Annotated in this window: 19 protein-coding genes; 13 read left to right on the top strand and 6 right to left on the bottom strand. The window is 53.9% G+C overall.

Annotated features, from left to right (window positions below; genetic code table 11):
- Positions 1-37 precede the first annotated feature (37 nt).
- Positions 38-562, top strand: coding sequence for a 3-isopropylmalate dehydratase small subunit (locus tag TREPR_RS11485; RefSeq protein WP_015708486.1), 525 nt, complete (start codon positions 38-40; stop codon positions 560-562).
- Here the strand turns inward: TREPR_RS11485 and TREPR_RS11490 are convergent.
- Genes TREPR_RS11490 through TREPR_RS11500 form a run of 3 tightly spaced genes read right to left on the bottom strand, consistent with a single transcriptional unit; the run spans position 559 to position 4,120 of the window.
- Positions 559-1,467: a nucleotidyl transferase AbiEii/AbiGii toxin family protein gene (locus tag TREPR_RS11490; RefSeq protein ID WP_015708487.1), complete on the bottom strand. Its 909-nt coding sequence runs from the start codon at positions 1,465-1,467 to the stop codon at positions 559-561. The two genes, TREPR_RS11485 and TREPR_RS11490, sit on opposite strands and share 4 nt — an antisense overlap.
- Entirely contained in the window at positions 1,464-2,096 is a 633-nt protein-coding gene (locus TREPR_RS11495) for a type IV toxin-antitoxin system AbiEi family antitoxin domain-containing protein (protein ID WP_015708488.1), read from the bottom strand. Before TREPR_RS11495 ends, TREPR_RS11490 begins: the two co-directional genes overlap by 4 nt.
- Before the next feature lie 56 nt (positions 2,097-2,152).
- A complete protein-coding gene (locus TREPR_RS11500; protein WP_245534726.1) occupies positions 2,153-4,120 on the bottom strand; it encodes an ATP-binding protein in 1,968 nt (655 codons plus the stop codon).
- 75 nt (positions 4,121-4,195) lie between these two features.
- On the opposite strand from TREPR_RS11500, the gene TREPR_RS11505 reads away from it, so the two are divergent.
- Positions 4,196-4,627 (top strand): acyl-CoA thioesterase, encoded by a 432-nt coding sequence (locus TREPR_RS11505; protein WP_015708490.1) that lies wholly within the window; start codon positions 4,196-4,198, stop codon positions 4,625-4,627.
- On the opposite strand, the gene TREPR_RS11510 is transcribed toward TREPR_RS11505, so the two are convergent.
- A complete protein-coding gene (locus TREPR_RS11510; RefSeq protein ID WP_015708491.1) occupies positions 4,599-5,774 on the bottom strand; it encodes a PP2C family protein-serine/threonine phosphatase in 1,176 nt (391 codons plus the stop codon). The two genes, TREPR_RS11505 and TREPR_RS11510, sit on opposite strands and share 29 nt — an antisense overlap.
- A 12-nt stretch (positions 5,775-5,786) precedes the next feature.
- Entirely contained in the window at positions 5,787-6,959 is a 1,173-nt protein-coding gene (locus TREPR_RS11515) for a PP2C family protein-serine/threonine phosphatase (protein ID WP_015708492.1), read from the bottom strand.
- A 69-nt stretch (positions 6,960-7,028) separates the two neighbouring features.
- On the opposite strand from TREPR_RS11515, the gene TREPR_RS11520 reads away from it, so the two are divergent.
- The 9 genes from TREPR_RS11520 to TREPR_RS11560 all read left to right on the top strand — a co-directional run bounded on the left by TREPR_RS11520 (position 7,029) and on the right by TREPR_RS11560 (position 16,558).
- Positions 7,029-8,318: a zinc-binding metallopeptidase family protein gene (locus tag TREPR_RS11520; RefSeq protein ID WP_148257297.1), complete on the top strand. Its 1,290-nt coding sequence runs from the start codon at positions 7,029-7,031 to the stop codon at positions 8,316-8,318.
- On the top strand, positions 8,311-9,294 hold the full coding sequence (locus tag TREPR_RS11525) for a glucosyl-3-phosphoglycerate synthase (RefSeq protein ID WP_015708494.1): 984 nt from the start codon (positions 8,311-8,313) through the stop codon (positions 9,292-9,294). Before TREPR_RS11520 ends, TREPR_RS11525 begins: the two co-directional genes overlap by 8 nt.
- 54 nt (positions 9,295-9,348) lie before the next feature.
- A complete protein-coding gene (gene cysS, locus TREPR_RS11530) occupies positions 9,349-10,782 on the top strand; it encodes a cysteine--tRNA ligase (RefSeq protein WP_015708495.1) in 1,434 nt (477 codons plus the stop codon).
- A 37-nt stretch (positions 10,783-10,819) separates the two neighbouring features.
- A complete protein-coding gene (locus TREPR_RS11535) occupies positions 10,820-11,374 on the top strand; it encodes an RNA polymerase sigma factor (protein WP_015708496.1) in 555 nt (184 codons plus the stop codon).
- The gene (locus TREPR_RS11540) at positions 11,364-11,942 is read left to right on the top strand and encodes an anti-sigma factor family protein (protein ID WP_015708497.1); all 579 of its coding nucleotides are present in this window, start codon (positions 11,364-11,366) and stop codon (positions 11,940-11,942) included. The genes TREPR_RS11535 and TREPR_RS11540 overlap by 11 nt, the downstream gene beginning before the upstream one ends.
- Positions 11,939-12,487: a hypothetical protein gene (locus TREPR_RS11545; RefSeq protein ID WP_015708498.1), complete on the top strand. Its 549-nt coding sequence runs from the start codon at positions 11,939-11,941 to the stop codon at positions 12,485-12,487. The genes TREPR_RS11540 and TREPR_RS11545 overlap by 4 nt, the downstream gene beginning before the upstream one ends.
- Complete coding sequence (locus TREPR_RS11550; protein WP_245534727.1) at positions 12,484-14,118, top strand: transglutaminase domain-containing protein; 1,635 nt, start codon at positions 12,484-12,486, stop codon at positions 14,116-14,118. The genes TREPR_RS11545 and TREPR_RS11550 overlap by 4 nt, the downstream gene beginning before the upstream one ends.
- A 23-nt stretch (positions 14,119-14,141) precedes the next feature.
- Positions 14,142-14,825, top strand: a complete 684-nt coding sequence (gene pyrH, locus TREPR_RS11555) for a UMP kinase (protein WP_015708500.1) — start codon at positions 14,142-14,144, stop codon at positions 14,823-14,825.
- A 77-nt stretch (positions 14,826-14,902) separates the two neighbouring features.
- On the top strand, positions 14,903-16,558 hold the full coding sequence (locus tag TREPR_RS11560) for a diphosphate--fructose-6-phosphate 1-phosphotransferase (RefSeq protein WP_015708501.1): 1,656 nt from the start codon (positions 14,903-14,905) through the stop codon (positions 16,556-16,558).
- Positions 16,559-16,642: 84 nt separating this feature from the next.
- On the opposite strand, the gene recQ is transcribed toward TREPR_RS11560, so the two are convergent.
- Complete coding sequence (recQ, locus tag TREPR_RS11565) at positions 16,643-18,595, bottom strand: DNA helicase RecQ (protein ID WP_015708502.1); 1,953 nt, start codon at positions 18,593-18,595, stop codon at positions 16,643-16,645.
- 14 nt (positions 18,596-18,609) lie between these two features.
- Between recQ and rdgB the strand changes: the two genes are divergently transcribed.
- Both rdgB and TREPR_RS11575 read left to right on the top strand, forming a co-directional pair.
- The gene (gene rdgB, locus TREPR_RS11570) at positions 18,610-19,203 is read left to right on the top strand and encodes an RdgB/HAM1 family non-canonical purine NTP pyrophosphatase (RefSeq protein ID WP_015708503.1); all 594 of its coding nucleotides are present in this window, start codon (positions 18,610-18,612) and stop codon (positions 19,201-19,203) included.
- A gap of 70 nt (positions 19,204-19,273) precedes the next feature.
- Positions 19,274-19,756, top strand: coding sequence for a COG2426 family protein (locus TREPR_RS11575; protein WP_015708504.1), 483 nt, complete (start codon positions 19,274-19,276; stop codon positions 19,754-19,756).
- Positions 19,757-19,758 lie beyond the last annotated feature (2 nt).

Genomic DNA, 19,758 nt, shown 5'->3' on the forward strand with positions numbered 1-19,758 from the left:
TTGGGTTCCCAGTACTTATAATTTTACGGAGGGTACCATGAAAACATTTGGCGGCAAGGTCCTTTTCCTGGATCGCAGAGATATTAACACCGATGAAATTATTCCAGCCAAGTACTTAAATGAAAGTACCAAGGAAGACCTCAAGTCCAACCTACTGGAAGACCTCAGGCTTACGGGCTTTGATCCCCGGAAAGACATAAGCGGCAAAGGCGCGGTCATCACCCGGGCCAACTTCGGCTGCGGCAGTTCCCGGGAACACGCGCCCTGGGCCCTGGAAGTAAACGGCATCAATATTGTGATCGCCGAAAGCTTCGCCCGGATATTCCGGCAGAACATGTACAACTGCGGCATGATCGCCGCGGAGATCCCCGCAGGGGTGCTGGATGAAATTTTCCGGGACTTCGCGGGGAAAGAAACCAGCCTGAAGGTAGATACAGAAAAGGGTCTACTCAGTTTTACCGCGGGCGGGAAAGAGAAGAGCTACCCCTTCGTTCTCAAGGATTTTGAAAAAGCCCTGGTCGATGATGGGGGCTGGGTTGAATATGCGGCGAAACACTATTAGTGTTTAAAGGAGCCCAGGGGATTTTTTTCATCTGATTCGATACAATTTTTATGAAACTCATCAATGGTTGTTAAAAAAGTAGTTCTGTCCCACCTGTTTACATCGTCTGCGGCTTGCAGGTTGATGAACTTTAAAACATCTGTTTTTGCGCTATTAATGTCAATATGGTTTATTTTTTCCCGTAAAGCATCTTCTAACCACGATCGATTTGCTTTGATATGCCGCCCTGCAAATGGGCCGGTCTGATTGAGGGCATTAGATAAGTATTTGTAATTGGGTTCAACGTTTTGTTTGCTATACCAAAGAAAATCATACCAATCCCGCCCTTTAGTATATTCCCGGCATAATAGCGCGTGGCATTTACCGGCAAAAAGAGAAGGCAAGTCTTGGGTTTTAATGCTATAAGGAAAAGGATAATTAAGATTTTTTATCATTATTGTGCTTCCCAACGGAGGATTACTGTCGATTTCTAATTTTATCCTTATTTTTTGAGGGTTGCTGCTCCGCATTGCCCAAGAAAAATTGAGAATTTGACCGATAGAAGTATCTTTTATAAAGGCCTTCTTTATCGCATCATCTGCATTAGAACGATCCTGGACTTCCAAATTACAACCATATTGGGCCATATTCTCTTTTATTTGCTGCAGGTAAGGACGCCATTGGAATTGTTGATCCGGCTTAATCAGTGAAAAATCCAAGTCTTCTGAATATCTATTTATCCCAAAGAGGATACGCAAAGAAGTACCGCCCTGAAATAAGCCTTGCTCAAAAAAGGATGTTTTAGCCAATGAATAGAGGACCAGCTCTTGGGTTATTTCATGGGTGGCCCGCAATTCATCCTCCTGCATAGTAATCGAATAGTCTTTCAGCCGTTTTAACAGAATATCATTTAATTCATTATTCATACTTGCAATTCTTTTCTGATTCCGGATAAGAAATTTTCAACACAAGCTGCTTCATAATTACCTTCCAGTTCATTAAAATCCTCTGCAGAAAGGGTTTCCAAATCGTCAATTTCAATCCGCAATGATTTTACCAGCGGGTCCAAAGAATTCCACGGATGCTTGGAAACATACAGATAATCCGCTAAGGCTTTAAGAGGTTTTGCCTCCCAATGATATGCAAGCCCATGGGTAAATTTTTCAACCCCGGCAAACAAGTTTTTTTGTGGGATTCGGGTATACGAAAACCGGGCAAATTCGGTCGAAATAACGCATGACTGCCGGGAACTTACGCTGGCAATTTCAAAGACAAACTCAGGGATCCAGCCGGCGTCACGCAGGGCTGTTTCAAAACTAATATAGCTATCCGGGATAAATTGATGGGCCAACAAATGCCCATTAATCAATTCTTTGCGAAAAATTCTGTTAAGGGCATAAAACCCCCGCCTAAGCCGGATAATATCGCCCAGGGCAAGCGCCCTCCGCATTTGGCAATACCGGGCATTATCCTCCGGTTCAAGGCGTTTAAGATCCGCCATAGTGAAAACCGTGGGAAGATTCTGCTCCAGGATAGCATGGGTTAATCTATTCATACCTGTCATATTCCGACAGTTTCTATTGTATCCCATTCCAGCCATAAAGGCAATACCTACGGGAGGCTTGCTACAAGCTCCCGGTAAAGGACATTCTTAACCTCAATTATATCAATAGGCTTTGAAACATGGCCATTCATGCCCGCCTCCCGGCTGGCATCCCGGTCTTCCTGCATGGCATTGGCGGTCATGGCAATGATAGGCACCGTACGGGCGTCATGCTTGGAGCTTGCGCGGATCTGCCGGGTGGATTCAAAGCCGTCCATCACGGGCATGCGTATATCCATAAAGATAAGCGAATAATCCTTCCGCAGAAAAGCCCGGAGCCCCGCTTCGCCATTTTCCGCAGTATCCACAGTTGCCCCCAGTTCCGAAAGGATCGCCACGGCGATTTCCTGATTGATGGCATTGTCCTCCACCAGGAGGAAGCTCTTGCCATCGTAGCGCTGGCTGTCCGCCGCCGACTCGATCCCGGCGGACTCCTCCTGTTCATCCCCGGCGCTTCCCAGTTCCACAAAAAACGCAAAGACGCTGCCTTTCCCCGGTTCGCTGCTCACGGTAATGGCGCCGCCCATCAGTTCCGCCATGGCCTTGCTGATGGAAAGCCCCAGGCCGGTGCCGCCGAATTTGCGGGCTGTGGACGAATCCGCCTGGGAGAAGGGCTTAAAAAGCGCCTCCTGCTGGTCCGCGCTCATGCCTATGCCGGTGTCCTTTACCGCGCAGTCAAGCCGCAGCCTGCCTGCGGGCAGGGGCCGGGCTCTAATCTCCAGGCGGATGGTGCCCTGGAGGGTGAATTTTGCCGCATTGCCCAGGAGGTTGAGCAGAATCTGGGAAAGCCGCAGATTGTCCCCCACCGCCCTGGCAGGGACCGAATCATCCACAGAGATGATGAACTCAAGACCCTTTTCGCTGATCCGGGGTTGAATGATTTCATGGATATTGTCGGTCATTTCGGTCAGGCTGAAGGGATGGCTTTCCAGCTCCATCTTCCCCGCCTCGATTTTGGAAAAATCCAGAATATCGTTGATAATGCCCAAAAGCAGGGAAGCTGAGGACTGTATCTTTTTAAGGTATTCGAAGCGCTGTTCAGGGGAATTCGCCTGCATGGCAAGACGGGTCATGCCCAGCACCCCGTTCATGGGGGTGCGGATCTCGTGGCTCATCCGGGCCAGGAAATCCCTCTGGGCGTCATTGGCAGCCTCCGCCAGTACCAGGGCCTGGTGCTCCGCAGTGGCTTTGACCACATCCGCAGCCATGGTGTTTATGCTCTCCGCCACTTCGCCCAATTCCCCGCCGGCCCGCTTAATTTTTTTGGTAAGATCGAAGCGCAGTTCCCGCACCCCGGTAACGATATTGTTTATATCCCTGACCATGTTCCGGGAAAAGAGGACCACCAGGAGGATGGAAACCACATAGGTAAGCCCCAGGATCAGGAATATCCTGCGGGTAGTATCCTTGAACTGGGTTTCGATATCCGTGGTAAGCTCGTTGGCCCAAATATACCCTATAACCCTGCCGCCCCGTTCAATGGGACTCATGGCATTCATGATCTTACCCCGTACCATGGTCCCGGAAGCCACCTCCGCCCGATTGGAAGCCATCACCCGCCTGCCCGGATGCTCCGGGGGTATGGGACCTCCCACCGACCGGCCGTAGGAGGCCGAGGGCCCGTAGGTCAGGATGGCGTCCAGGTCCCGGGAATAATAGCCCACCCCAAGCCCCGGGTAAGCGGAAGCCATCTCGTCGGTACTATCCCGCAGTTCCCGGTTCAGGACCGCAATTTTTGCCTCCCGGGAAGCCGCAGAGGCCCCGTTTCGCTCTAAAATAGCATCATAGGAATCAGCGCCCAGGCGGCTGTTAAGGATTTCCGTGAGCCCCAGCAACTTACTGCCCTTTTCGTTCAGCACTAAGGTCTGAGTAACATACCGGACCATGTACCAGGTGGTAAGAAAGGTAATGGTCATGATAAAGAGGAGGATAAAGATAATCTTTCCCTGTATTGAATAAAAGAAAGATCTTTTCATTGATATATAGTAAAGGGTAATCGCGGTATTGTCCATCGGCATTCTTTGCTTTATACTGTAAAAGGAGTTTTTAGTATGTTTACAATAACCATAACACCCCGGTTCGGGGAAGCGGACGGGCTGGGCCACATCAACAACACTCATTTTTCGGAATGGTTTGAGCTGGCCAGAAATCCCCTGTTTAAGATATTCTCCCCGGAAATGAGCACCGCCGGGGGGGAGTTTCCCCTCATTCTGGCCTATGCGGATTATAATTTTTTGAAGGAAGTCCATTTCCCCAAGGAGGTAGAGATCCGCAGCTTTATCAGCCGTATAGGAACCAAGTCATTTACGTCTTACCATGAGGCCTGGCAGGACGGAAATCTCTGCGTCTCAGGCAGCGCCGTGGCGGTTTATTTTGACTTTATCAAGCATATCAGTATGCCCATCCCTGATGATATAAAAAAGATCCTGACCCAGCACCTGAAACCGGAAGGGTCTACACAAAGCGCATATCCATCAAGGTAATATCATCGGTCAGGGGCGCCTCGCCCAGCCATTCATTGATCTCTTTGTCCATAAGCGCAGGAATACTGTTCTGATCCAGAGTATGGATCGTTTTGAGCAGATTAAAAGCCTGCTTTTCCCCGTACTTTTCCCCGGAAAAGCCGGTCATGTTGGGCAGGCCGTTGGTGTGGGTGGCTATACGCAGACCCTTCTTGATAGAGACAATCTGCCCCTTATCTACATCCAGTTCCTCATGCTGGCCCAGGGGGGGCATATTCGGTTCCAGGGATTTGTAGGAAAGCTGTTTGTTGTCGGCGCTAACAAAAATGTGGATCCGGGAAAAGCCGCAGCTGTGGATCTTTACGGTCATGGTAGAAAAGTCGATATAAAAAAGCACCGCCCCCACATGGAGCCCCTTGGGGTTCACGTCCCGGACCAGGGTATTGATAAACTCGGTCATACGTTCCGCATACCCGTCAAAGTCCGAGAGCACCAGGGTTTCAAAACAGGCACCCAGGGCCATGGCGGTGATGGAACCTGAAATGTTCTGGGCAGCCACGTCGAAGCAGCCCACCATGTACTGACCCTTCCAGCTCTGGAAGACCTGGTAAAAATCTCCGCCTATTTCATTGGCCATCTTGTTGTAGAACAGGAGCTTGATCCGTTTGTCGTCGATCACCGCCTTTTCCAGAAGGTTTTTCTGAATTTCCCGGGCCTGGGCTAGATCCTGGGCCCGAAGGCTGTTGGTGTGCTTGAGCATATTCCGCAGACTTACTATCCCCAGGTATTGGTGTTTGTATTCCAGGATGAACCAGGCCGCGTTCTTGCCACCCTCCCCTTCAAAGAACCCATCCATCAGGGTGCTGATAAAGGTGGTAGCCGCCACGGTGGCCCGGGCGGGGATGACAAAGAGGTGGAGTTCCCGCTGCCAGGCCCGCATCCGGGCGGAAACCCCGTCAAAGGTTGCCAGCATATCCCGGGCGGGGATAACCCCGATGATCTTCCCCTCTTTTATAACCGGCATAGCCTCCAGGTTCGGGTCTGCCCGGAATATCGTTAGGGCGGCCTCATTGGTTTCCCCTATATCTATCGGGGCAGGGCAGTTAACCAGATACCCTATCTGCAGAGGCGTAAAGCTGATTTCAGGTTTTTCTAAAGTCTCTGCCACAGCCTTTTCTCCCTATATAAACCGTATATCCACCAGGGTAACATCGTCAGCTAAGGACGCTTCCCCTATCCAGGAACCGATTTCCCTGTCTATCAGTTTCCGCAGATTATTTTGAGGCACTATATGAAATTTTTTCAAGAGGGTAAAGGTCTTATCCTCCCCATACCGTTCCCCGTGTATATCCGTCATGTCCGTAAGGCCGTCAGAATAGGCGGTGATCCGCAGCCCCGGACCTAAGGGAACGATCTGGCCGGTGTCAACGTCCAGTTCCTCCTGAATGCCCAGAGGGGGCAGGCTGGGCTGTATGGCCTTAAAGGTGATCCGGTTGTCCGCCTGGGGCACAAAGATCAGCACCGGGGAAAAGCCGCAGTTGTGGATCTTCACGGTCATGGTGGTAAAGTCAACGTAAAACAGCACCGCAGTGACAAAAATTCCCGGAGGATTCACGTCCCGGACCAGGGAATTGATAAACTGGGTGGTTTTTTCGGCGCCGCCTTCGAATTTGAACAGTTCCAGGGCGGAAAAACAGGCCCCCAGGGCCATGGTTGCCAGGGCGCCTGAAATATTCTTCCCCGCCACATCAAAGCAGCCGATGAGGTAACGGTCCTTGCCGCCCCTGAACACCCGGTAAAAATCTCCCCCCAGTTCGTGGGCCATCTTATTGTACAAAAGAACTTCCAGCCGCTTATCAGCCACCTGGGACTTGTCCAGGAGGTTTTGCTGTATCTCCCCCGCCCGGATCAGGTCCCGGACCTGGATGGCATTGGTATACTCGATGATTTTTCGCAGCCCCACCACCCCAAGGTAGCGATCCCGGTGGCGTACCACGAACCAGGAAGCGTCATCCCCCTGGCTGCTCTTGAGAAACTGCTCCATTACCGCATCAATATAGGCGGATGCCTCCACCGTACCCAGGACGGGAATCAAAAGACCTTCCAGATTAAGGTCCGGCGAAGGATTTTCCCCGGGATGAACCAGCTTTTCCAGGGTTTGGCGGAAAACTACCCCTAAAACAGCACCGTCCTTCTCAACAGGAACAACTATTTTATCCGGTTTGCCCTCTAAGGCAGAGATAACTTCTGCTACACCGGTCCCTATATCTACAGGATCAATAGCCTCCGCTATGGATCCTATCTGAAGGGGCGAAAAAGAATGTTCCGCTTTTCCGGTGTTCTTATCTTCCATATATTACAACTCCATAGTAAAAAGTTGGACAAGCCCGGCAAAATATTGTATCATGTGAAAGGGCTCTTAGTGAATATACTAGTACAGATTACCAATAAATTCATCCGTAAGATAAATATCCTTTCCGGGAAAGCATCTGAGGCCATACACCGCTTCCGCTGGTCACCTTCCCCCATGGCAGATAGGCTGCTGGCGGACGCCCTCAGGCTGGCGGAGATACCCTCCCCCACCCATCAGGAGGAACAGCGTACCGCCTTTGTGCTGGAACGGCTTGGCAGCTTGGGCATACAGCCCCAGATGGATGAATACGGCAATATCCTGGTCAAAATCCCCACCCAGTCGCCTCAGGACGGCGCGCCGCTGCTCCTCTTTTCAGACATTGGCTCCACCCGCTGGCACCCCCTGGAAAGCCTCTCCCGGCTGGACTCTGTCTACGCCCGGGGGGCCGGCCTGGCGGATATCCTGGGCTGCGCGGCCCTGCTTTCAGCTGCGGAAAGCTTAACCGGGGGGCAGCTCAAATGCGACCGGGATGTACTCCTCCTCTTTACCGCCCATGCCCTGGATGATCCTGAAGGCAAGGCTTTTTTCCCCATTACCGAAAATCACCGCTACTACCCCTGCGCCGCCATAGGACTCCGGGGCCTGAGCCTGGGCACGGTGATAGCCCACACCCAGGGCATTTACCGCATCCGGATAAACGTTTCCCGGGAGCGGCCGGAAAAAGATCCCGGCAAAGAAGAGGCCGACAGCCCCGCCGAAGCTTCCGCCGGAAGCACCGCCGAGACTGCCAACCAGGTAGTAAACTCCCTCATCGCCACGGCCCGCAAACTTTCGTCAATAACCTGGGATTCCCAGGGGATCACCCGCTTTTATATACGCCGCATTGAAGCAGGCAGCGGATTTGACCGAACCCCTGGGGAGGGGGTTCTGGAGATAGAGCTGGAATCCTCTGACGGCGCCCAACTGGACATGGCCATGAACACCCTCAAGGCCACTGCGGAGCACACCCCGGCAGCCCAGGGATCGCTGCCTGGAACGAAGTCTCCTTTACAAAAGGGCAATCCCGGGGAAATAAAGACCGAAGTGACCATCACCTCCTTCATCCCCGTGGGGGAGCAGAATGTCAATGGAGAACTGCTCAAAACCCTGCGGAGCATCATGAAGGATCTCCGCATCCGGTGCCGGGAAGAAAACGGCGCCGACCCTTCGGCCATACTTTCAAACCGGGGCATCCCCTCCTTTTCCTTAGGTATTGCCCAGGGCTGGGAAGGGCTCAATTCTGACACCATTGATATTGCTTCTATAGAGAGGGGCCGCCAGCTCATCGAAGCGATAATCACAAGGATACACAATGAATGAAGATGCGCTGCTTGAAAAAACCTGGCACCATTCCCGCTTTTCCGACATAGGCCGCTTAGTTTCTCTGAAAGAACAGAAGGGCCTCAAAATTTCCCTGGCCTTCCCCACTCTGAACGAAGAAGCCACCATCGGCAAGGAAATCCTGGTAATGCGCACCGAGCTCATGGACCGCTACCCCCTGCTGGACGAAATCGCGGTGATCGATTCCTCCTCCACGGACAACACCCGCAAGGTTGCGGAGCGTTTCGGGGCCAAGGTCTTCGAGTCCAAGGGCATACTCCCCAACTACGGGACCTTCCGGGGCAAGGGTGAAAACCTCTGGAAAAGCCTCTACGTGCTGGAAGGGGACATCATCGTCTGGGTGGACGCGGACATTTCCAACATCGCCCCGAAATTTGTCTACGGCCTCATCGGCCCCCTGCTGGAGGACGACGAAACCGGTTACGTCAAAGCCTTCTACGAACGGCCCATCCGCTCCTCCGGGGGCATCTCCTCCACCGGCGGCGGCAGGGTCACAGAAATACTGGTGCGCCCCCTCTTTTCCCTCTTCTACCCCGAACTGGCCCGGCTCATCCAGCCCCTGTCCGGTGAATACTCAGGCCGCCGCAGCCTCCTGGAACAGCTTTCCTTCTCCGTAGGCTACGGGGTAGAGCTGGGCCACCTGATCGACATCCTGGAAATTGCCGGCATCAACGCCCTGGCCCAGGTAGACCTGGACCTCCGGATCCACCGTAATCAAACTACCGCCGCCCTGGGCAAAATGGCCTACGGCATCATCAACACCTTCCTGGCCCGGACAAAAAAATACGGCGCCGCAGAAATTATGCAAAAACTGGGAGACCGGCATATTGCCCTGGAGATGGACGATGCCGGGGGCCCCTCAGGGCACCGGGTTTTAAAGAGCGAAATCCCCTCGGTGGAACGACCGCCGATTATCGAGATACCCGAGTACCGGGAGAAGTTTAAGAAGGTGTAGGAGCCTTGCATTCCAAACCCTTGCCTTTTTCCCGGTTTTTCCCTACAGTAAGTCATGGCGCTAACCCTCTACAATACCCTGGGACGGAAACTACAGGTTTTCGAGCCTATTAAAGAGAACGAAGTCGGCTTTTACGGCTGCGGCCCTACGGTTTATAACTATGCCCATATCGGGAACCTGCGGGCTTATTTGACCCACGATGTACTGGCCCGGACCCTGCGGCGCCGGGGCTATAAGGTAACCCATGTGATGAATATCACCGATGTAGGGCACCTCACCGGGGATGACGACAGCGGGGACGACAAGATGGTAAAGAGCGCCGAAGAACGGGGAAAATCGGTGCTGGAAGTCGCGGATTTCTATACCAAGGCGTTTTTTAACGACACTGAACGGATGAATATCCTGCGCCCCACGGTGGTCTGCAAGGCCACTGAGCATGTGGGAGAAATGATAGAGCTGATCAAGCGCATTGAGGCCAGGGGGTTCACCTACCAGGCCGGGGGGAACCTTTACTTTGACATCACCAAATTTCCTAGCTATGGGGATTTGGCCCTGATCAAAGCAGAAGAACTCAAGGCCGGGGCCCGGGTCGAGGTAGACGAAAACAAGCGGAACCCCCATGATTTTGTGCTCTGGTTTACCCGGAGCAAATTTGAAAACCAGGCCCTGGTCTGGGACAGCCCCTGGGGCCGGGGCTATCCGGGCTGGCACATCGAGTGTTCCGCCATGAGCATCAAGTACCTGGGGGAGCAGTTCGATATCCACGCCGGGGGCATCGACCACATCACCATCCACCATACCAATGAAATTGCCCAGAGCGAGGCAGCCACGGCAAAACACCCTTGGGTGAATTACTGGGTCCACAATGAATTTCTCATCCTGGATAAGGGCAAAATGTCCAAGTCCGCCGGGACCTTTCTCACCCTCCCAACCCTGGTTGATGAGGGCTATGATCCCCTGGATTACCGGTACTTCCTCCTGGGGGGGCACTACCGCAGCCAGATCCAGTTTTCCTATCCCGCAATGGACGGGGCCCGGAATGCCCGGAAATCCCTGCGGGACCGGGTACGGCTTTTGGCTGAGAAAGCCGGCGCCTTGCCGGAAACAGGCGGGGCCACGACACTTGGGGACAGGGCCGCCGCCTATCTTGGAGCCTTTGACAAGGCCCTGGACGACGATCTGAACACCCCCCGTGCCCTGGCGGAGCTTTGGGGGCTGCTCCGGGATACTGCTCTGGAACCGGCCGAGGCCTTGGCGGCGGCCCTTGAGATGGACCAAATCCTGGGACTGAAAATAGCAGAGGCAGCCTCTGATGCCGGCGGGGGAAACCCGGAAGAGGACGCAGAAATTGAAGCGCTCATAGCAGAACGGGCTGCAGCAAAAAAAGCCAAGGACTTTGCCGCCGCAGACCGGATACGGAACACCCTGAAGGAACGGGGAATAGCCCTGGAAGACGGCCCGGCAGGGGTCAAGTGGCGTCATATCTAAATAGATAGTGTAATTATGTAACGATTGAGGGGAAAAATTGTTTTCAGGATTAGATGGCACTGGGTCCATGGCGGAATTTCGCCGGCTCTACGATACAATATTCCCGGTTATATACCGGGTTGCGTATCGTATAACCACCAACGAAGAAGCTGCGGAGGATCTGTGCCAGGAGGCTTTTTTTCGTTTATACGAAAAAAAAATGGTTTTCCCCAGCCCCGATGAGGCCAAATATTGGCTTATCAGGGTGGTAAAAAATGCTTCCCTGAATTACGCTAAACGTAAGGACCGGGAGCGGAAGGCGTATCAGCGGGCATTCCGGGAGGATACCAGGAGTCCTGAAACAGGGGAAAGCGCCCTCCTAAAAAAGGAATCAAAGTCAGAAGTTCAGGAAGCATTGCAAAAATTACCGGAAAATTTAAGAATAGTGTTAATACTAAAAGAATATGGCGAATTGAATTATAAGGAAATTGGTCGGGCCCTCGGTATAAGCGAAGGCAATGTCAAAGTCCGTGTATTCCGGGCCCGGGAACATCTGACCGGGCTTTTAAAAGCGGAAGATTCCTTCCGCAAGGATGGTTTATATGTGCCCTGATCCTCAGATGCTTTCTCTTTACTTTGATGGAGAACTTCCCTCTCCCTGGAAGGAAAAAATGGAAGCCCATCTTGGGGAATGTCCGGTCTGTGAAAAAAGCCTAACCCGGTACCGAGATATGTCCAAGGTTCTCAGAGACGGGCCCCTCCAAAGTGAGGAGACTGAAACAGGCGCCTCGCTTGCCGAAGTTTCCCACATTAAGGAACGGGTCTGGCTGCGCCTGAATACGCCGGGCCTTACAGAACGGATTCCTTTGCATACCTGGAACCGTTCGGTTTCGGTGCCCCTGCCCCTGATTATCACCGCTGCCGCAGCCCTCATCATGGCCTTCGGCTTTTTCTTTGTCAGCAGCGCTCCCCGGGGAACGCCCCCGGATCAGGCGGTGGCGGCAGTGGATATGACAACCATTGTACCCATATCGGATCTGAGCGGGGTCTTAAAGCTCCTGGGGGATGAATCCCCGGATATTGTGATTATCCGTCTGCCGGAAAGCAGGAGTTTTATGAGTTCCGGACAGCCGGCCATTATCAGGGCGGCGGACTATAGCGGGAGCAAGAGGCCTAGATGAACCGCCACCCCTCCATACAGCGCTTGACCCTTCTTGGGGGCATTTTATTCCTGACCGCAAATGCGGTCAGCTCCCAGGAATTTTCCCCGGAAAACCTTATCCCGGGCCTTAAAGAACGGGCGGTGGTGCTAAATATCGTAGCCCGGATTGTGGAACAAGACCAGGAAGAGATCTGGAATTCCATCAATTCCAAGGTAACCATACCCGGAAGGCCGGTAAGCCTTAAATTGATCGGGGAAAATATCGTAGTTTACGCCCAATTCACCCCGTATCAGCAGGTAAATGGCAGGAGCATCCTGGTTGCCCAGGGACAGATATGGATAAATATCCCCAATCAGGGGGTTCACTACCAGACAACCATGCAGACCATTCCCATGGAATACGGGGAACAGATCTACTTCTTCCCCCTGGGTAAGGTCAGTTCCGGTAATGAAGCCCAAATAGAGATACAGCTGGAAATGCAGCCCTATGCGGAAAGCGCCGGGGCCCCGGCGGATACGGCAACAGAGGATCCAATCCTGAAGGGGAACGAAATTCCCCAATGAGAATGTCCCGGGTCCAGCTTTTTCTCTTACTTCCATGGATAGCCTTTTTTTTCTCCTGTACCGAGAGTAATCCCCTGATCAGTTCCATTAATCCCCGTATCGGCCTGATGGGGGAGATCCTCACCATCCTGGGGGAACACTTCGGGGATGAACGGGATGAATCCTACGTCACTATCGCGGGGATTTCCCCCACCAGCTCTTCTTATATCGAATGGACCGATACCCGTATCCTGGTACGGATCCCCGAATTCGGCGATTCCGGACTGGTCTATGTGTACCGGGACAATATAAAGAGTAATGCCGCCCTTTTTTCCAACCGGGCGACCATGCCCCAGACCATCCAGGGGGAACACATCACCATAGGCCCCAATATAAGCTCAGTGGACCCCCAATCCGGAGCGGTGGGCGCCTCGGTGATCATCCAGGGAAGCGGCTTCGGTACTTCCCGGGAAGGGGGCGGGGTATTTTTCGCCTGGGACGCCGAATCTTCCTCCTCGACACCGGCAGAGGTAAGCGGTCCGGAGTCGGTGGAGGTGGCGGAAACCGAATTTGGGTACGAACTCTGGACCGAGCGGGAGATACGGGTCCGTATACCCGATGGGGCTATCAGCGGGAACCTGTCGGTGCATACCCCCCGGGGCAACGCCCGGCCGGTGTTTTTCGACATCACCGGTAAGCCCGGGTCCACGACATACAAGGACAAACGAAGCTACGCCATCTCCTATTCGGTGGATATACAAGTTCATGAAGCATCGGAACCGAACAGTCTCTACCTTTGGTTACCCCGGCCTGTGAGCTCCGCTTCCCAACGGAACGTCCAGTCCTTCTCCCGTACCATGGAACCTTTTGTGGAAAATTACCGGGGCGCCAGCCTTTTTCAGATGCAGAATGTCCAAGCCGGGGCCAATACCGGGATTACCCTGTCCTACCTGGTAGAGGTGTATGGGGTGGAAACCGATGTCCGGCCCCAGTCTATCCGGCTAAGCGGAACCGGAAGTTCCCCGGTACATGCAGCTTATACAGTACCCACCCCCCTGATACCTTCGGATGATCCCCAGATAAAGGAAAAAAGCGCCACCCTCACGGGCCGGGAACAGAACCCCTATATACGGGCCCAGCGTATCTACCGATACCTCCTGGACGAAGGGGGCATACAGTGGGATATGCTGGAAGGAGGCGCCCTGGAAGCCCTGGAAACCAAACAGGCGGATCCCTACATGACGGCCCTGCTCTTCTGCGCCCTGGCCCGTGCATCGGGGATCCCCGCCATCCCCGTGGCTGGTGTGCTTTTGGACCGGAGCCGCCAATTCAGCCGCCACTTTTGGGCGGAATTCTGGGTTGAAGGCTTTGGCTGGGTTCCGGTTGATCCCGTCCTGGGCTCCGGGGCGGCGCCGGATAGCTTCATACTCCGGGCGGATCGGGCTAACTATTACTTCGGCAACCTGGACAACCAGCGGATCATCTTTTCCCGGGGCTTTACCACCCTTTCCCAGATGGACCCCCGGGGCCGGGTAGCCATACGGAACCGGGACTACGCCCTGCAAAACCTTTGGGAAGAAGCGGTGGGCGGCCTTGAGTCCTATTCATCCCTCTGGAGTGATGTTACAATTAACGGTGTTTATTTTCAGTAAGAAAAAACGATGAGGAGCTTACTATGGTAACGGTCATTTCTTTAGGCGGTTCTATTGTCGCCCCCGAGGGCGTAGACCAGGCTTTTTTGAAGGACTTTGTTTCCCTCATCCGGGAACTCCTGGAAAAAGAAGCGGACCGGCGCTTTATCTTCGTGGTCGGCGGCGGCGGCCCCGCCCGGATCTGGCAAAGGGCCTACCGGGAAATCAGCGGCGGGGGAACCGACGGCGAAGCGGACTGGATCGGGGTTATGGCCACCAGGCTCAACGCCCAGCTGATCCGGGCCCTCATGGGACAATGGTGTTCCCAGGATGTGGTTACCGACCCCACCAAGGCGGAGGCCATGACCGGCAAAGTCCTGGTAGCCGCAGGCTGGAAGCCCGGCTTTTCCTCGGATTACGATGCGGTACTCCTAGCGGAACGCTTCCACGCGGACAGTGTGCTCAACCTTTCCAATATTGAACAAGTTTACACCGATGATCCCAAGAAAAACCCCCAGGCCAAGCCCATAAACACCATCTCCTGGCCGGATTTCCGGGCTCTGGTAGGGGAAGAGTGGGTCCCGGGCAAAAACGTACCCTTTGACCCCATAGCAAGCCGGGAAGCCGCCAAAATCGGCCTCAAGGTAATCTGCGCCGCCGGGCGGGACCTGGAAAACCTGAAAAAAATCCTCCGGGGTGAGGCGTTTCTGGGAACTACCATAGGGTAGGTAGTAAGCTTGCTATAAACTCTCTTTTTTGATATAATATTTAATGTTTCTGTTTCTCAATTCCCAAGGAGTTTTTCATGGATATATCCGCCTTACAGAAGGCCCGTTACAGCTACAAGCCAAAACTTCCCGCAAGTTTATCCCTGCCGGTGAATGAAATTGCCGTCAAATTAGGGGAGCCCACAGAAGCCATCGCCGACGGGGATGCCCTGAAAGCCTTTTTTAACAGAACCTACGGGAAACCCATTGCTACCTTTGTAAAAGGCGCCAACGATAGCATAACCCGAAAGCTCACCGTGGGGGTTATCCTCTCAGGCGGACAGGCCCCGGGCGGCCATAATGTGATTGCCGGGCTCTACGATGGCCTGAAAAAAGGCAATGCCGCTTCCCGGCTATTAGGCTTACTGGGAGGCCCCAGCGGCCTTATTGATAACAAGTCCGTAGAAATTACCGGCCCCATGATGGACATCTACCGGAATACCGGGGGCTTCGACATGATCGGCTCCGGGCGCACTAAAATTGAGACCCCGGAGCAATTCGCCGCATCCCTGGAAAACGCCAAAAAACTGGGCCTTGATGCGGTGGTGATCATAGGGGGGGACGATTCAAACACCAATGCTGCGCTCCTGGCGGAGTACTTCCTGGACCGGGGCTCGGGAATCCAGGTCATTGGCTGTCCCAAAACTATCGATGGGGACCTTAAAAACGAACATATCGAAATCTCCTTTGGATTTGATACTGCAGTAAAGACCTACAGCGAGCTTATCGGAAATATTGAGCGGGACGCAAACAGCGCAAAAAAGTACTGGCACTTTATCAAACTCATGGGCCGCTCGGCCAGCCATATCGCCCTGGAGTGCGCCCTCCAGACCCAGCCCAATATCACCCTGGTCTCTGAAGAAGTGGAGGCAAAGAAACTTTCCCTGGGCCAGGTAGTAGATCAGATCTGCGATGCCGTGGTGAAACGGGCGGACAACAAGGAAAATTTCGGGGTAGTGCTTGTCCCGGAAGGATTGGTTGAATTTATTCCCGAAATGAAAAAGCTGATAGAAGAACTGAACGACATCATGGCAGAAAATGAAAAGGATTTTTCAGGGCTGAAAAATTTCAGCGAACAAAGCGACTGGCTCGTGACCCAACTTTCCGACCCTTCAGCCTATCTTTTCAGAAGCCTTCCCGAAGAAATTGCCAAGGAACTCCTCATGGACCGGGACCCCCACGGCAATGTCCAGGTATCCCGGATTGAAACAGAAAAACTGCTCATGAACATGGCGGAAAGCAAACTGGAGGATCTGAAAAAAGAAGGAAAATACAAGGGCACATTCAGTACCCAGGACCACTTCTTCGGCTACGAAGGCCGCTGCGCCTTCCCCTCCAACTTCGACGCCGACTACTGTTACAGCCTGGGGTTCAGCGCCTTTGTGCTCATCGCCTCGGGCCTTACAGGCTACATTTCCAGCATAAAAAACCTGGTAGCCCCGGCTGATAAATGGATCGCCGGCGGGGTCCCCCTGACCATGATGATGAACATGGAACACCGCCATGGCGCCCAGAAACCGGTGATCAAAAAAGCCCTGGTAGAACTGGACAGCAAACCCTTCAAAGCCTTCGCGGCGGAACGGGACACCTGGGCAGTAAAGACCAGCTTCGTTTTTCCCGGGGCGGTCCAGTACTACGGGCCTCCTGAGGTCTGCGATCAGCCTACTATTACGCTGAAACTGGAGAAGAGTTAAGCTCACAGAGGAATTACGCAGAGGACACGGAGAACTCATTCCGCTTTCTTCCTCTGCGTTCTCTGTGCTCTCTGTGGTTTATCTTCAATCTCGTTCCCTATCAGCAAGATACTCCCGAATTAAAGCCGTAAACACATCCCCGTACTTTTTCTGCTTCACCTCCCCTACCCCGGACACGGCCAGAAAGGCGTCCCTGTTTTCAGGCAGCTTGACGCACATATCCCGAAGTGCAGCGTCTGAAAAGACCACGTAGGAAGGCACCCCCCCTTTCCGGGCCAAGTCCCGGCGCAGGGCCTTCAGTTTTTCTAACAGATCTTCATCCACAGGCCGGGCATCCTGAGCTTCGATAATTTTTGTAACAGAAAAAGCACCCCCCTGTCCGTCGGCGCTGCCCAGCCCAATGGGCAAACCCGCCCCTGATCCGGAACGTGCCGAAACTTTCTCAGGCTTCTCCGCCTGGGGACGGGGCAGCTTTACCACAAAGGACTTTTTCTCCGTGAGTATTTCCCCGGATCGGGGCGCCAGGTGGACCACGGGATATTCCCCCTCATCCATCACTAGATACCCCTGATCGAGCAGCCGATCCAGGATGGCCCTGATGCGCTGGGCTGTGGTATCCGCCATGATCCCCCAGGTACTCAGGGTGTCAAAGCCCTGGGATCGGATCTTTTCACTTTTACTGCCCCGCAGTATATCTATGATCATGGTTTTGCCGAAAGCCCGGTTCCGTTCCTTCAGCCGGTATACGCATGAAAGTATCTTCCGGGCCTCCACTGTGGCGTCGATTTCTTCGTAGAGGGTATTGCAGGCGGAACAGTTGCCGCAGTAATGAGGCGAGGACTCTCCAAAATAAGCCAGGAGTCGGGAGCGCAGACATTCGGAGCCTGTGGCATAGAAGGTCATCTGTTTCAGGAGTTCCAGGTTATGCTGAACCAGCTCATCGTCCCGTTCCTCAGCATCCGCACCGTTGGTGATAAGAAAGGTGTTGATCCGCACATCCTGGCCTGAATAGTAGAGTATGCACTCCGCTTTTTCCCCATCCCGGCCTGCCCTGCCCGCCTCCTGATAGTAGCTTTCGATATTCTTAGGCATATTGTAGTGGATCACAAAGGAAACATTGGACTTATCAATACCCATGCCAAAGGCGTTGGTGGCGACCATGATAGTTTTTCTGTCATAGATAAAATCATCCTGGTTCCCATGGCGTTCCCGGTCTTCCAAGCCCGCATGGTACCGGGCAGCGGCAAAGCCATGGCTGCACAAAAGTTCCGCCACTTCCTCCACCCGCTTCCGGGTGGAACAGTAAACGATGCCACTTTGCCCCCGGTGCTTTGCCAGGTATTCCAGAAGGGCTTCGGATTTATGGCTGGGCCGCTCCACCCCAAAGTAGAGGTTCTGCCGATCAAAGCCTGTGGTCAGGGAAAGGGGCTCTTTCAGATCAAGAAGCCTGAGTATGTCCTCCTTTACCTTTGTGGTGGCGGTGGCGGTACAGGCCGCCACCCGGGGGCGGTCGTGGAGGCTCCGGATAAAGGCGGCGATCTGGAGATAGCTTGGGCGGAAATCGTGACCCCACTGGGAAACGCAGTGAGCCTCGTCCACCACCACCAGGGGTATGGGAATATCCCCAATCTGGGCCAAAAGGTCGTCCCGCAAAAGCCGCTCCGGGGCAATATAGAGGAGCCGATACTGCCCCTGGGCCAGGCCGCGCAGTGTTTCTGCGTAAGCGGCACCGTCCAGGGAACTGTTCAGGTACGCCGCCTCTATCCCCGCTTCCACCAGGGCGTTCACCTGATCCTTCATCAGGGAAATCAGGGGGGATATCACCACGGTAATCCCCTCCATAAGCACTGCGGGGATTTGGTAGCACAGGGACTTCCCCGCTCCGGTGGGCATCACCGCCATCACGTCCCGGCCCTCAAGGATGGCGTCGATAAGCTCCTCCTGCCCGGGCCGGAAAGCCGTAAATCCGAAGTATTCCTTGAGTACCCTCTTTGCATCCTGCTCTCTGTTCATCCTTCCCTCATCCACGCCGTTCATGCTAGTATACCCCTATGACGATTTGGTTTGCCACTGGTAATGCCCATAAAAAGGGAGAACTTTCCGCCATACTCCCCGGCCATACCATACGTATTCCCGCCGATCTGGGTATCCCCTTCGACCCCGACGAAACCGGCAGCACCTTCGCAGAAAACGCCCTGATCAAGGCTACTGCGCTCTACACCCTGGTTTCCGCCCGTTTCCCCGGCGAACCGGTGTTAGCCGACGACTCGGGCCTCTGCGTAGATGCCCTGGACGGCCGCCCGGGCATCTATTCGGCACGATATGGCAGCACCGGCGATAAAAAACTCGAAGCCCACGAGCGTAACGCCCTGCTTTTACAAGAACTGGGGGATAATCCCCGACGGACCGCCCGCTTTGTCTGCTCCATGGCCCTGATATTGGGTCCGGACCGCTTCTTCATCGCCCAGGAAACCCTGGAAGGAGAGCTCATCCGCGAAGGCCGGGGCTCCGCAGGCTTCGGCTACGACCCCATCCTCTATATCCCCAGCTATTCCCGTACCGTGGCAGAACTCTCCGAGGAGGAGAAGAACCTCATCAGCCACCGGGGAAAGGCAGGAAGGGCCATCGCAAAATTCCTCAATTAGCCGCTATACTTAGGGGCCCACCCCAACAAAACACTTTAATATATCCCGATTTTTTGCTAAACTATTCCCAATGAACACCCCGGGCATACTCCTCTGGACTGCACTATTCTCCTTCCTCCCCATTTCCGAACTTCGCGGGGGCATCCCCTTTGCCATCCAAAACGGCATCCCCTGGTATTGGGCCTATCTGTATTGTGCGGGCCTCAATGCCCTGGTAGCCCCGGCCTGCTGGGTCTTCCTCTCCACCCTGCACAAGCTTTTCCTCAAAATGGCCTGGTACCGGAAATTCTTTGACCGCTTCGTGGAACGGGCCCGGGTCAAACTCCATAGCAAGGTGGAAAAATGGGGCTGGCTGGGCATTGCGGTTTTCGTGGCCATCCCCCTTCCCATAACCGGGGCCTGGACCGGGACCCTGGGCTCCTGGGTGCTGGGCCTGAGCAAGCGAAAAACCATGATCGCCGTGATCATCGGGGTGTTGGTTTCCGGGGCCATCGTTAGCGCCGTGTGGATCCTGGGGATTCAGGCTTTTCATCTCTTCATAAAAAAGGTATAGGC

The organism is Treponema primitia ZAS-2 (assembly GCF_000214375.1).
Lineage (GTDB): Bacteria > Spirochaetota > Spirochaetia > Treponematales > Breznakiellaceae > Termitinema > Termitinema primitia.